9 protein-coding genes are annotated in these 13,280 nt (G+C 62.3%); 1 reads left to right on the forward strand and 8 read right to left on the reverse strand.

The features are described from left to right. Positions 1–228: 228 nt before the first annotated feature. The 6 genes from QZ869_RS13255 to QZ869_RS13280 all read right to left on the reverse strand — a co-directional run bounded on the left by QZ869_RS13255 (position 229) and on the right by QZ869_RS13280 (position 6,305). Positions 229–537: a DUF736 domain-containing protein gene (locus tag QZ869_RS13255; protein ID WP_296105356.1), complete on the reverse strand. Its 309-nt coding sequence runs from the start codon at positions 535–537 to the stop codon at positions 229–231. A gap of 636 nt (positions 538–1,173) precedes the next feature. Beyond that, on the reverse strand, positions 1,174–2,097 hold the full coding sequence (locus QZ869_RS13260) for a zincin-like metallopeptidase domain-containing protein (RefSeq protein WP_296105358.1): 924 nt from the start codon (positions 2,095–2,097) through the stop codon (positions 1,174–1,176). Between the two features lie 277 nt (positions 2,098–2,374). Next, positions 2,375–2,962 (reverse strand): hypothetical protein, encoded by a 588-nt coding sequence (locus tag QZ869_RS13265; protein ID WP_296105360.1) that lies wholly within the window; start codon positions 2,960–2,962, stop codon positions 2,375–2,377. 405 nt (positions 2,963–3,367) lie between these two features. Next, a complete protein-coding gene (locus tag QZ869_RS13270; RefSeq protein ID WP_296105362.1) occupies positions 3,368–3,667 on the reverse strand; it encodes a hypothetical protein in 300 nt (99 codons plus the stop codon). Then, on the reverse strand, positions 3,664–4,554 hold the full coding sequence (locus QZ869_RS13275; protein WP_296105364.1) for a hypothetical protein: 891 nt from the start codon (positions 4,552–4,554) through the stop codon (positions 3,664–3,666). Before QZ869_RS13275 ends, QZ869_RS13270 begins: the two co-directional genes overlap by 4 nt. Then, the gene (locus QZ869_RS13280) at positions 4,551–6,305 is read right to left on the reverse strand and encodes a ParB N-terminal domain-containing protein (protein WP_296105365.1); all 1,755 of its coding nucleotides are present in this window, start codon (positions 6,303–6,305) and stop codon (positions 4,551–4,553) included. The genes QZ869_RS13275 and QZ869_RS13280 overlap by 4 nt, the downstream gene beginning before the upstream one ends. 334 nt (positions 6,306–6,639) lie before the next feature. On the opposite strand from QZ869_RS13280, the gene QZ869_RS13285 reads away from it, so the two are divergent. Further along, positions 6,640–7,233: a hypothetical protein gene (locus QZ869_RS13285; RefSeq protein ID WP_296105367.1), complete on the forward strand. Its 594-nt coding sequence runs from the start codon at positions 6,640–6,642 to the stop codon at positions 7,231–7,233. A gap of 222 nt (positions 7,234–7,455) precedes the next feature. On the opposite strand, the gene QZ869_RS13290 is transcribed toward QZ869_RS13285, so the two are convergent. After that, positions 7,456–12,558, reverse strand: coding sequence for a DEAD/DEAH box helicase family protein (locus tag QZ869_RS13290; protein ID WP_296105369.1), 5,103 nt, complete (start codon positions 12,556–12,558; stop codon positions 7,456–7,458). Positions 12,559–12,647: 89 nt separating this feature from the next. After that, positions 12,648–13,253 (reverse strand): DUF1419 domain-containing protein, encoded by a 606-nt coding sequence (locus tag QZ869_RS13295; protein WP_247262249.1) that lies wholly within the window; start codon positions 13,251–13,253, stop codon positions 12,648–12,650. Between the last annotated feature and the right edge of the window lie 27 nt (positions 13,254–13,280).

The raw sequence follows: 13,280 nt of genomic DNA on the forward strand, positions 1-13,280 counted from the left end.
GAGTGGGGGAGCCGATTTACGGAGGCTGCCCCTGGGCAGGTGGAGTAAATTGGGGGAACCGCTCATCCTTGAGACCGGTATGCCCGCTTGGTACGATCGCTCGTTCTGAGCAGCTTCCCCACTCACCGTATGCCACCGAAAAAAGCCGGACCTGGCTCGATGCCGGGTCCGGCTTTGGTTCTCCGGAGAGGAGAGGGCTCCGCCGGTGGCGGAGCCTCGTGATCCTGATCAGTCACGGTTCTGGCGGGACCAGATGAGCTGGAGGCCTTCCTCACCTTCCACCTCGGCGAGCGTTGCGTAGATCGGGGCAGGGAAGCTCGGATCGTCAAGCTTGACCGAGAGGTAGTCGCGGCCCTGCTCGGAGGTCTTCTGCCAGGCCGCGCCGAGTTCAACGCTACCAGCGTAGACGCGGAACTGCGGGCCCTTGTCGGAGGGGTTCTCGACCCGGGCGATGCGTGCCTTGACGTTGAGGGCGAGCGTGCGAATGGAACCGGTGAAGCCGTTCTTTTCGGAAGTGAAGGTGCCGATGGTTGCCATTGTCGTATTCCTTTTTTCGTGTTCGGGCCGCGCCCATCGCGGCCTCGATGGCAGTCGCAAAGACCGGTGACGATCGGACCGCACCCAATAGGGCCGCAATGCAATGGAGGGCGACAAGTCGCAGATTTGTTAGTGGGAGAGGAGGAGGGCGCAGCCTTCCGGGGTAAGAAATCTGTGGCTTGTCGTTGCGGGAAGACGATCGAGGCGCAGCCGGTCTCCGGTCAGACATGCCTCATCGAGCCCGCAGGTGGGTTGCCAGAAACTCTGACGTGAAGGGATATGGCACTGGCATTCCGCCGCATTTGCCCTGGGCACGAATGGCATCCGTTCCATCGCCGCATTCGCACCGCCGTCGCCGCATGCTGGAGTTGGGGAAACGCTCCCCCGTAACCATTGGCCGGCTTGCCCGCTATGACCCGTGCGATATCGTGCACACGCGAATCGCCGCCTGGAGGAACAATGCGTCAGTAGACCAAGCCGTTCATCATTGAGCGCAAACCAATCCGCAAACCAAAACCCGACGCTGCAAAACCGTCGATCTGGGGAAGGTTGGATGCTGATATTGCACAAGGTCTTCAAGACCAGCGCGACATGGATCACGCGGCCGCCACCGGTGGTGCCGACCGCGCCTGAGCGTCAGGCCGCAGCCTTCAAATCCGCTTCCGGCTGCAAGGAATGCAGGAAGCTCACCGCGCGCTGCGCATGGGCCGCCGCCTGGAAGATCGCCCGCTTGTCGTTGGCAAGGACCGATAGCCACGATTGCAGATAGGATGCGTGATCCGGCCGTGGCTCGAGCTCCGGCACGATGCCGAGGTCGGCGCAGAGGAAGCAACTGCCCAACTCGGCGATGAGCTCTTCGCGCGCGCGTTCCGTCCGGTCCTTGGCATATCGAGAAAGATCACGTCCGACCCGATGTTCAGCGGCTGTCCAGTGCGTCGCCTCATGGCTGAGGACGGCCGCGTATCCGGCAGCATCGCGAAATGCCTCGAAGGGCGGCATCTGGATATAGTCCATGACCGGCGAATAGTAGGCCTGGTTGCCGCCATGCCGGATGACTGCGCCCGTCGCTTTGAAGAAGCGATCGGCGCTCTCGATGCGCTCGACAGGATCCCGCACGTTGGCTGGCGGGGCGTGATAGGTGTCGGGCAAACCATCGATCTGCTCGATATTGAACACCGAGTATGCCTTCAGGAACGGGATTTCCCGGTCGACATCGATGCCGTTTCCGTCGGCCACCGACTTTGTGAACCGACTGGCGAAGACGACCGTCGAGCCCGTTTCGCCCTTGCGCACGGAGCCGCCCAGTTCCAGGGCCTGCTTGAAGGTCATCCACATCGATGAGGAAAAACCCCGTGATATCTGCTCCGACCACAGGAGCAGCACGTTCATCCCCGAATAGGGGAGGCCGTTGTGTCGCACCGGCCGGGTGATCCGCCCATTGGTATTGACGGCGCTCCACGGCTTCATCCAGGGACGCACGCCCGTTTTCAGATCCTCGACGATCCGATCTGTGATCCGCGTGTAGATGTCGATACGCTCAGATCCCGCTTTCCTGGCCATGACTTCTTTCTCCTTCTTCAGAGACCGCGCCTGTCGCGGTCCGTCACGGAGGTCCGAAGTCAGGGGCCGATGGTGTGGCCATGCACCGCAACGGCCGCAACAGCGTGGAGGACGGCAAAGCCGTTGCATGGGCGCCCGGCTCCTGCAGGACCGCCGAACGAGACGGGCCGCGACAGGCACGTCTTCAGCCTTCATTTTCGACACAAGAAGAGGCCGGAGCCTGCAGGCCCGGCCTTGAGGGAAGAGAGTGGGCGGGGCGTTGCCCCCGCCAATGGTGTCATCCGAGAGCGGCCATCTGTGCTTCGGCCGCCTTTCGGTCGAGCGATGCGCCGGGGTTCTCGACCGGGCGGTCGAAGGGCTTCCAAGTCTCGCCGACAACCTGCTCGTAGGCCGCCACTGCCCCTTCGGCCGCCATGCGCAATGCGTGGGACTGGACGCCCATGTCGGCAGCGAACTCCCGCTTGCGCTGGGCGGCGCTGTCGTAGCCGACCGGACCGTCGAGATCCTCGTCGCGGAGATCATTCGATGCCTTGGCGGTAGCGTCACGCGCCTCCGTGACGGCGCGGGAGTAAAACTGTCCGGCACCATGCGCGGATCCGACGAAGGCTCCGACGATGCGCTGGAGGTGGATCTGCATCGCTTTCTCGCCAAGGCCTTCCGAAAGGCTTTCGGCGGTCTCGACGATCAGCCGCTCGTGGAGGCTGCGGATGCCATCGCTGTCGACGACTGCCGTGCCGAAGCTCTCAGCGATCTTGAGTGCCTGCGTGGCGTCGGGGCAGGAGAGGCGGACCATTTCGAGGGTGGTGCCGCGGCGGGATTGCGACACCTTAGCATTGGAGCGGTTGGGGGTTGAGGGCTTGGCCATGTCTGTTCCTTCCGTGGCTTCCGAAGCGGTTCCGGCCCCGTGCCGGTCTGCCCTTCGATGCGGACGACCAGAACCGGCAAGGGACGGGCGGCTTCACAGGTCCGATCCGGCTGAACCAGCAGGACAGGTTTGCGGGCCAGCAGGTCTTGACCTGAGCAGACCGCGGGCCTGCCCTCGCGCAGAGAGGCTGGATCGGCCGCTCCGCGGCGCGACAGCGGCCTTGAAACGACCGGCCGCCGGTTCAGACCGCAGCGAAAAGAAGGGCAGTCCGGAACGGGTCCGATGTCAGGAGCAAGCCTTAAGGGACGACATCGCCAAGTTCGCCACACTGGCTGACATCATTGCCGCAGGGTCGTTTGACACCCGCCAGCCTCCATACTGGGTCCGGACCGACCGTCTTGCTGATTATTGCGCGAGCGGATGATCGCAATGCTCGAGTTCGTCGATGACTTGCTCTTGTGCCGCCAGCCTGCTGATGAGGCCGTCGAGTTCGCTCCACCTTTCGAAGACAAGCCGCTCGACATGTTCCCGATGGTAGTGCCGTGGACCGCTTCGGCGACGCGCCCGGCTCCGCACCTTCACTGTTATCGCCTGCCGTCCAGCGCGCGCCGTAATCTGCCGGCTCAGACAATCGAGATGCCGCTGGGTCTCGCGCCGTGCACTGACTGCCTTAGCCAGGGGCCCCAAAGCCAGGGTGTTGATCATGACCCGCTCCCTCGGCTTCGCCAGCCAATGAAGGAGGATGGCCCGTGATACTCAACGTGACGGGACGGATCGATGACCAAGCCAAACCGGCCGCGGCTGGCATACTCGTCGCATGGGACCAGAAAGCGGCGCTCACCGCCAGATCGTCGGTCGCCGCCGACGACCGCCACGACCTCGGTCATACCTGCATGATGATTGGAGAAGATCGCGGAAGTGACGACGAAGTCGGCCGCATGGCGCTCATCGAACGCCCGGCGATCCTTCGCCCAGCTTTCACCTTCAGCCAGCACGCAGCGATGGATCGCCTCCCAGGCATCCGGCCAGGTATTGCGGACGGTCTTTTCGGCCAAGGAGCGCTCGTACCGGGTAAACAGCTCCGGAAAGCTGATCGCTACGATTGCCCATTCACAATCTTCCTCATACCAGGGCGTCTCCTTTCGCAGCAGGAGATGAACCTTGGCATTGCGATCCGCCGAAAGATGAAAACCGCCATGCCCGGCCGTGCTATGGGCGACGACGCCCTCGGCATAGATGACCCCCATCTGCGAGCCGCCCCAAGGCGTACTCGCCGACATCCGGGTCTGCACGCGGTTTAGCTTGGCCAGATCGCGTTTATGCGCCGCGGTCTCGGCGACACGCGCCCGGAATTCGGCTTCGTCAGCCACCCGGCCGTCATGCCCAATGAAGTCAGCGCGCGTCAAATCTGCGAGCGGCCGACGAACGGCGACGGCGCTCGCAAGGAATGCGAAGCCGCTGGGTGATGTGACCATGGCGAGGACCAGATCATCGATGCGGGCGACGGGCAAGCCGTCCGCACTGGTGGCAAACTCCACCCCCGAAACATCGGGAGTTGGTGCAGGCATGTTCGACTGGACAGCGGCGGTCATGCTGCTGCCCTCTGGTCGAAGTCCTGGTCGTATTCTTCCTCGGGTGCGACGCCAGCGTCCTGCGGATCGTCTTGGTCAGCGCCCTCTTCGACCTGCCCTGCCTGCTCTTCACCGTCCTCGTCGGCCTCATCCTCATCGTTGCGTGAGCCAGCGCCGATGACATCGGTGGCGGCACCCCCCCTGATCCATTCGAGCAGCTCATCGGCCGGTGGCGCGAAACGGCCAAACGGATGAACGAAGTGTTCGTGTGCGAAATGCTCGACGAGCGCTGCACGGGTTTCGCGCACCTTCTGCCGCGGCTGGACCGACGCCTCGGCGCAAGACGCCTCCAGCGCCTGGCGCGACAGGCACAAGAGAAAGTCCTCCGAGCCCATGTTCGGCAGGAATTCGTCGGCGCCGATCGCGTCGCCGGCGATGCGCGAGACCATGCCGCTGTTCGACATGCCGCGGCGGCAAGAGAGAACGTCGATCAGCACAGAGCGCACCGCAACCCGAAGCGTATTCTGATCGAAGGCGAGCTTGCCATGCTCGTCAAACAAGCCCACAACGTGGCGCGAGAAGCGCCTCCCGCCGTAGAACGTCCCGTCCGCGCCGGAGTCGACACGAACATTCTGGCCAGCGAATGCCAGCACCATGAGCGCCATCAGCATGTCGTCTTCGATCGGCGCGCGACCGAGCGCATCGTGGAGCGCATCCGTGCGATAGTCGCCGATCATCTCGTGACCCTTCTGCGTCACATCGGGCCGTGCCTTGGGCGACGCGGTCGCGTCGGCATCAGCGCCACCAGCGACCACTCCATCGACGCCCGCGCCCTTCGGCTTCGCTGTCTCCGGCATTCGGTAATGGACGGTCTGCACCTTGCCATCGCGGTCGAGATACATCGCAACGTGGTCAGCTTTGGACGGCTTGCCGTAGACCTGAGAAGCCTTCTTCGGTAGTTCCGGCTGGCCCCAGCTGTTGACGTCGACGATCCCGCCCTTCTTCGGCAGGTTGCTCGTCATCCACTCATGCTGCGCACCGAGGAAGCCTTCGACATTCGTGGTATAGCGGCCATCCTGGTCGGCCGGCGCGAAGAGATCCTCGACCCATTCGATGCCGTAGGCCTGAGCGAGATCATCGCCAAAGCTCGCATCCTTGGCATACATGCGCTTCCTGGTCAGCGCATTGGCAACCTGCCACCAGGACGCGGTGTCACCCTTCTTAGGCTTGTGGGCTTTCCATACCTCCTTCTGGTCGACCTGGCCGGAGGCCGCGATGACCCGCAACTGCTGCTCGGACGGCATGTCACCCAGCGACATCTGTTCCAACATGGCCGGAAGCACATTGGCGAGAAGGCGCAGCTTGCGGATCTGGCGGACGGGGAGGGCGAGAGCGACGGCGATCGCTTCCTCCGTCCAACCGAGAGCAACAAGCCGTTCGATGCCGCGCCACTGATCGACGGGATTGAGAGGTTCACGGACGGAGTTTTCGACCATGGAACGCATCGCACCATTATCGTTGGCAGCGTCCGCGACGAGGATTTCGATTTCCTCGAGACCGGCAGCGATCGCGAGCCGGACGCGGCGATGGCCGGCGTCAATGATATAGCCGTTACCGCCGTCGGCTTCCGGCGCGACCACCGGCGGCTGGACGATGCCGACGGCCTTGATCGTGGCGAGCATCAACGCGTCGGCCTGCGGCGACGACTTTGACTGTCGCATCCGGTCTGGGTTTTCCTTTAGCGCGCGCGGGTCAACCTTCATGATCTGCATGGGACGGTTCCTTTCAGGAGAGTTCCGGACCGGCGCCTTGCCAGCCCTTTCCTGTCTTCATTTTTTTCTCGAAGACATCTCCCGAACCGCAAATCGGCCGGACGGACGCAACTGCGGCCGAGCATCCCTGCTGCGCAGGACGAGCGGGGTTTTGAAGCCCTGCGAAGGACCAGCAGCCGGGATCGCGCAGGCGGCGGTTGAGCGCAAGCGGCGGCAGGAGGCCCGATCGGCGATCGGGTTTTGCTTTCTCTTCTTCTTTCTCCTCTGCCGGCACTTCCCTTTATTTAAACCACGTGGTTGTAATCAGTCGGGGAATAAACGTTGAGGGGAAAATATGCTGAGACATTGCTTGGCAGCGCTGGCGCTGCTCATGCCGTCCGCCATGGTCTACGCTGCTGAGCCAGCACAGAAGATATGGCTGTTCAACGGGACAGCCATCGACAACAGCATAAAGTGCGACCTAGCTTCCGCGGCTCGTTCCGGACGCTACAAGATTCTGCCTAACCTGGTGAAAGCGCGCGTGACGGTCAATGTTGAGAAATCGAACAATGTCGAAAGCAAGCTCGTATTGAAGTTTCCCTGGTTGGAGATCGGCGGTTCCAGCGGAAATGCAACCGGCAACACGATGAAGAACGACTATGAAGCGACATTCAACATCAGCGGCGAAAACTCCGTGAACTGCCGCAAGAACAACCAATTCACGACTGGCAATCTCGAGTGTTTGAAGGACGCACTGAGGCGTTTGGCCGAATTCGACGACGTCAAAGCGACCTGCGAACGGATTTTCACGGCAACATATACGGGTTCGGCCTCCGCCAAACTTCCCGCATGGAAGATCGAGATCGGACCGGATCTTTCGGCGAAAAATAGCGTGAGCTACAAAGTGAACCTGATCATTCCGGCCTCAAAAGCAAAGGCAGCGCAATAAGCAAGCTCGTCGTTGGCATTGAGGCACTGACACAATTGCCGGTCATGGGGGCAAAAAGAAAGGGCCGCCGGTGAAAACCGCGGCCCGTAAAGTGTGGAGATTTTGAACCTCCAGAGGGGAACAGCTGCTGCGACGGAACTGGGAGGTGACCGTCATGTGCATCAGCTGGGTGCGTTATGATCCTTTTTTGATCACACAGCATCCATTTATTGTGCAGCGCAGCTATGCGGCTGGCGCGGTCCTCGCCTCATCTGCCTCTGCGATAACTTCCGCGGCCAGATCATCCTCGACCTCACGCAGCTGTTTGCGCTTGGCATCCAGCTCTGTGGCAAACTGGAACAGGCCGCCGGTACGTGTCTGATAAGACGCCAACCGGCGCTCGGCTTCCTGAAACCGCCGGCGATACTGGCGCTGCTCGTTGTCGAAGCCATCAAGTGCGTGCTCCAGGCGTGAGATCGCGCCGAGCGGCGTCACCGTGATGGATAGATCGACCTCGTATTCGGCCCCGGTGCGCTGGAGGTAGGTTTCGAAGCGATAGCCATCACCCTTGCCGAAACGATCGCCCTCGTAGACCAGATCGAAACCGCCGATCGTCGCCAGATGCACCTCGCCCTCCTGCTGTAACTGCAAAAGTGTGAGGATCTCCTTCATCAGTGCGCGACCGGCCTCCTTACGTTCGGTATGGTCCTGACCGAGCACCTTCATCGTGAAGGCATCGCCCGTGGTTGGCCGCAGCCGCTTGATGTCCTCGCCAATTTCACCGATCCGACGGGTCGAGACCTCGATCTCGCGTTCGGCGTCGCGCATCTGCCGGCGGACGGCATATTGGTCGTCCTCATGGGCGGCGCGTAGCCGTTCCAGCCGGGCGATGTCGGCCTCAAGCCCGGCCTTTTGCATCAGCCGTTCGTCGCCGGAAGCGATTGCCTTGGCCATGGCGAACTGGTTGGCAGCACCCTCGCCGACATCTTCGAGCCTGCGGATTGACGTATCGCCCGAGAGGGCCGCAGCGATGAAGCGAGCCTTGCGCTCGTTGTTTTGCCACATGCTGGCATCGAGCGAACCCTCGGTAGCGTAGGCGAAGATATCCACCTCATCGTGCTGGTTGCCTTGTCGGACGATCCTGCCTTCGCGCTGCTCTATCTGTGATGGCAGCCACGGGACATCGAGGTGGTGCAGAGCTTTCAGCCGAAGCTGCGCGTTGACGCCGGTACCCATGGTTTCTGAACTGCCAATCAGGAAGCGAACCTTGCCAGAGCGGACATCGCCGAACAGGCGTTGCTTCGCCTCGGTTTTCTTGAAATCCTGCATAAAGGCGATCTGCGATGCCGGTACGCCGAGCCGGATCAACTCGTCGCGGATGAACCGGTAGGCAGAGAAGCCACGGGTTTTTTCGACATTGATCGTGCCGAGATCGGAAAAGATCATCTGCGCGGCGCCCGGCAGATCAAAATCCTTGCCATCCGGGCGGCGATAGATCGCTTGGCTGGTTTCCGCCCAGATCCGGTGGGCGTTTCGCACGAGTAGGTTGAGCTTGTGATCCGCCTCATTGTCGGCCGCCGGCATGACGAAGCGCAGGTCGATTGCCGCATGGCGGCCATCGGTAATGACCGAGAGCAGAATGTCGTCACCGGGTTGGGCCGGACCTTCGCGCTTCTCGATCGCCTTGATCCGGCCATCGAGCATCTGCTGATAGGTCTTGAACAGCGCCGTCGGCTTGGCTGTCAGGATCTGCCGCCGCCCGGTCGAGATGTTGGGCACCTTAACGTACTGCCGGAGATCCTCGGGCATGACGACATCGGCGAAGGACCGGAACATGGCGATCAGTTCCGGGACGTTGACGAAGGAGGCGAAGCGGCTGACCGGCTTGTATTTGCCGGATGGCTGGATTTCGAGCTCGGTCGTCGTGTCGCCGAAGCAGGAGGCCCAAGCATCGAACTCGTGCAGTCCGCGCTCAGTAAGTGCCTCATGGCCAAGTAGGCGCTGAATGGAGAACATTTCTCCGAGTGTGTTGGTGATCGGCGTGCCGGAGGCGAGCACGAGCGCCCGGCCGGGGTTCTTCGTCTCGATATAGCGGGATTTGACATAGAGATCCCAGGCACGCTGCGAGCCGTTGGGGTCGATACCCTTCAGGGTCGACATGTTGGTGGCAAACGACAGCTTGCGGAATTCCTGCGCCTCGTCGACGCCGATCTGGTCGACGCCAATCTCTGAGATCGTCAGAAGATCGTCCTTGCGAGTGGCGAGGCCTTCGAGCCGCTCCTGCAATCCTTCCTTCAGCCGCTCGAGGCGCTTGCGCGATACACGGTCTTCGCTGTCGACCTTGGTCAGCAGATCCTCATAGAGCTGCAACTCGTCGTGGATCATCGCCTGCTCGAAGGCCGAGGGCACCGCGATGAAACGGAACGCCGAATGGGTGATGATGATCGCATCCCAAGTCGCGGTCGCCGCACGCGACAGGAACCGGGCGCGCTTGTCCTTGGTGAAGTTGGTCTCGTCGGCGACGAGAATGCGGGCATTCGGATAGAGCGCGAGGAATTCACGAGCAGCCTGTGCCAGGCAATGGCCGGGCACGACAAGCATCGCCTTGGCGATCAGACCGAGCCGGCGCTGTTCCATTATGGCGGCGGCCATGGTCATTGTCTTTCCGGCGCCGACGGCATGGGCGAGATAGGTCGAGCCATCGGCGATGATCCGCCAGATGCCGCGTTTCTGGTGCCCGTAAAGAACGAAGGCGCCTGAGGCGCCGGGAAGCTTCAGATGGGAGCCATCGAATTTGCGAGGCGCGATATTGTTGAATCGGTCATTGTAGTCGCGGGCCAGCCGATCGGTGCGATCGGGGTCGGTCCAGACCCAGTCCTGAAACGCCTGCTTGATCCTTTGAAGCTTGTCACGGGCTGCTTCGGTATCGACGACGTTGAGCACCCGACGCTCGCTATCGGCGTCCTTGAACACATCGAAGATCTGCGGCACCCGGCTGTTGAGAGCGTCGGCGAGCAGATCGCCGGCATGGCGACGGCTGGTGCCCCATTCAGATGTGCCGGCGGCGCTGTAGCCAAGCTGGCGGGCCTCCACCGTCCAGGACCCGAGCTCCGGCATATGATGGATGCGGATATCGGCCTCCATCTTCTCTTTGACGAAGGCCACGACATCGGCGGCCGGGATCCATGGGGCGCCGAGGCGTGCTGTGATGTCGGAGGGTCGAAGGTCGGCCGGCTGGACGTCAGTCAGGGCGCGGACGTTGCGCTCATAATTTGGATCTAGCTCGGCTGCCGACTGTGCGGCTGCGAGCTTGGTGCGGACGGCGCCGGAGAGATACCCGTCGGCTGTCTGCCACGATCCATCGGCCGGGTCCCGGAAGATGGCGTCACCCAGCTCCTCGACCACATCAGCCGGATCGCTGTGCAGCAGCTCGGCGATATGGTCGATATCAACGTGCCCACGTTCGTTCAGCACGACGGCGAGTGCATCTGCCGGCGACGTGATGGTTGGTGCCACCGGCGGCGCAATCACGCGTTCGGAAAAGATCGGACCGGGCTTCGCCGTGTCGGTCTCCAGATCGTAGTCCTCGATCGACGCGACCAGCCAGCAGTCCGGGTCGTCCCGGAAGGGTGTAAGGTTTGGCTGGCGATGGGTTTCCTTGACCTCCGCGGTCTCGGCATCTTCCTGGATCGAAACGGTGGTGTGGTTGATCGGCCCGAAGTCACGCACAAAGCTCGACCAGGCGATGCGCAGCCGAACCTGATGATCCCGCCAGGGACGATCGGTTTCCTGCGCTTTCAGCACCTCACGGACGGCATCGCGGATCGGGATGAGTTTGCTGATGATCCGGACGTGCTTTTCCGAGATGCCGTCTCCGGTGCGGCCCTTGCGGACCGTGACCGGCGCGGCCGCGCCGTCGAGCATCTGCATCAAGCCCTTGGAGCGGTCGAGGAAGAAGCTGCCCTCGCGGACAGGCCCGCCCTTAGGCTGCAGATCGACGATCTCGCCAAGCTCATCTTCGAGATCGATGTCGATCGGCGTCGGCTCTCCGTCGTAGAGATCGGCGGGCAGGAGATCGATGGCAGCGGCAAGTGCCGTTTCAAGACCCTTGCCGTCGTGCGGCCGGCATGTGTAGGTCTCGCCGAACGGTCCCGAGGTCAGGGCATGAGTGCCGAGTACGAAGTTGGGGTGACGGGCGAACCACCTGTTGACGCGGATGGCCCCTTCGTCATCTGTGGCGGGCCGGACCTCGTCTACATCCAGCCACAGCTGATCGCCTTCCGGCTCACCAAGTTTGCGCTTGCGGAAGAACAGGATGTCGACGACGACATCCGTGCCGGCGTCACGGCGGAAGCTGCCTTCGGGCAGGCGGATCGCTGCGATCAGGTCGGCCGACTTGGCGATATGCTCCCGCGCCGCCGTATCTGCCTTGTCCAGCGTCCCATGCGAGGTGGCGAAAGCTGCGAGCGCGCCGGGCTTCAGGAGATCGATTGACTTGGCGATGAAGTAATCGTGCAGCCGGACGCCGAGCGACCGATAGGCGCGGTCGGAGCGGACAGTGCGATCGGAGAAGGGCGGATTGCCGATGGCGAGATCGTAGATCGGCGCCAGATCGGTGCGGGCGAAGTCTCCATTAATGATCCGGGCCTTGGGCTGCAGCAGGCGGACGATACGGGCCGTGACCGGATCGAGCTCGATCCCGGTGATATAGGCCGCGTCGCGATATTGCTCCGGCATCAGAGCCGGGAACAGGCCTGTGCCGATACCAGGCTCCAGCACACGGCCGCCCCGCCAGCCGAGTTTTCCAATCCCGGCCCAGATCGCCCGGATGATGAACTCCGGCGTGAAATGGGCGTATTGGGTGCAGCGGGCGAGCGAGGCGTAGTCGGCTTCAGATACCGCAGTTTCGAGCGAGGAGCCGAGATCGTCCCAACCTTGTCGGAAATCGACCTCGCCCGGACGGCGGAACATGCCATTGGCCAAGTCGCCAGCGCCGAAGCCGGTGAAGCGGATCAGCTGCGCCTGTTCCTTAGGGGTCGCCGGTCGGTCCTGCTTTGCGATGCCGTCGGCGACCAGGATCGCCGCGACATTGTCGCGGGCGCGGTCCTTCCATGAGGCGCCCAGTTCGCGGTCGCCATTGAGATAGAAGTTTGCCCGAAGTCCTGGCCGCCGTACGGGGGCGGCAGCGACCGGGAGGGCGGGTGCCGGCGCCGGTGGCACTGGATCCGGATCGTCGTCGTTGGCGGCAGCAGGCGAGAAACCGCCAAAGGCGGTGACCCCGAGCCCTAGGCCAGATGAAAGGGCGCTCGAGCCGAACATATCGAAAGTGAAGGGATCATTGCTCATGGGAAAGGCTCCTTTGGAATAGGGACGAGCGCCATTGTCCGGTCGGAGGTTCGACCGGCCGCAACGTCGTCTTGCTGGGATGCGACCGCTCAGGCGGCCAGGGAGGAAGGAAGGTAACGCAGGTGGACCGGCAGCTTAGCCGCGATCTCGTTGTCGCTCAGGGTGTCGAGCAGCTTCAGAAAGGTTCCTTCCGTGCCGCCATAGAGCATGATCGTGCGATGGCCCTGCATCGGCGTCGGCCAGCGGGTGCCGGCATAGCCACGATAGTCGTCCGCAGTGGTGCTCCAGATATGTTCGAGCCGTTCTTCGCGGCTCATGGCTCGAACCGGCCGGGTTTCGCGATCGGCGATTACCGAGCGCATCGTCTCGACCGAGTTGGGATCGGAGAGGTCGCAATACGTATGAAAGTATCGGACGGTGTCATCGATCCGCATCGCGTAAAATACCGAGGTCACGGAACCGCTCATGAACTCGCGCATGGCAAAGATCGGTCCACGCATCCAGAGCGGCGGCAGGATGTCGAGCATGTAGGAATAGGACGTCTCGTCGATCTCAAACCATTCGCCGGCATAAACGTCGGACTGATCACCGGCGAAGCGGTTGGGCCGCTGCGCGTGCCTGTCAAACATGCGGAACATGTCGGCGCGCTTGGCCACACCCTGAAACACTTTGCGGGGGAGGGATATCGAGGTCATCGGCTTAATCCTTTCGGGGTTTGGGGA

The organism is uncultured Agrobacterium sp. (assembly GCF_913777885.1).
Taxonomy (GTDB): Bacteria; Pseudomonadota; Alphaproteobacteria; order Rhizobiales; family Rhizobiaceae; genus Agrobacterium.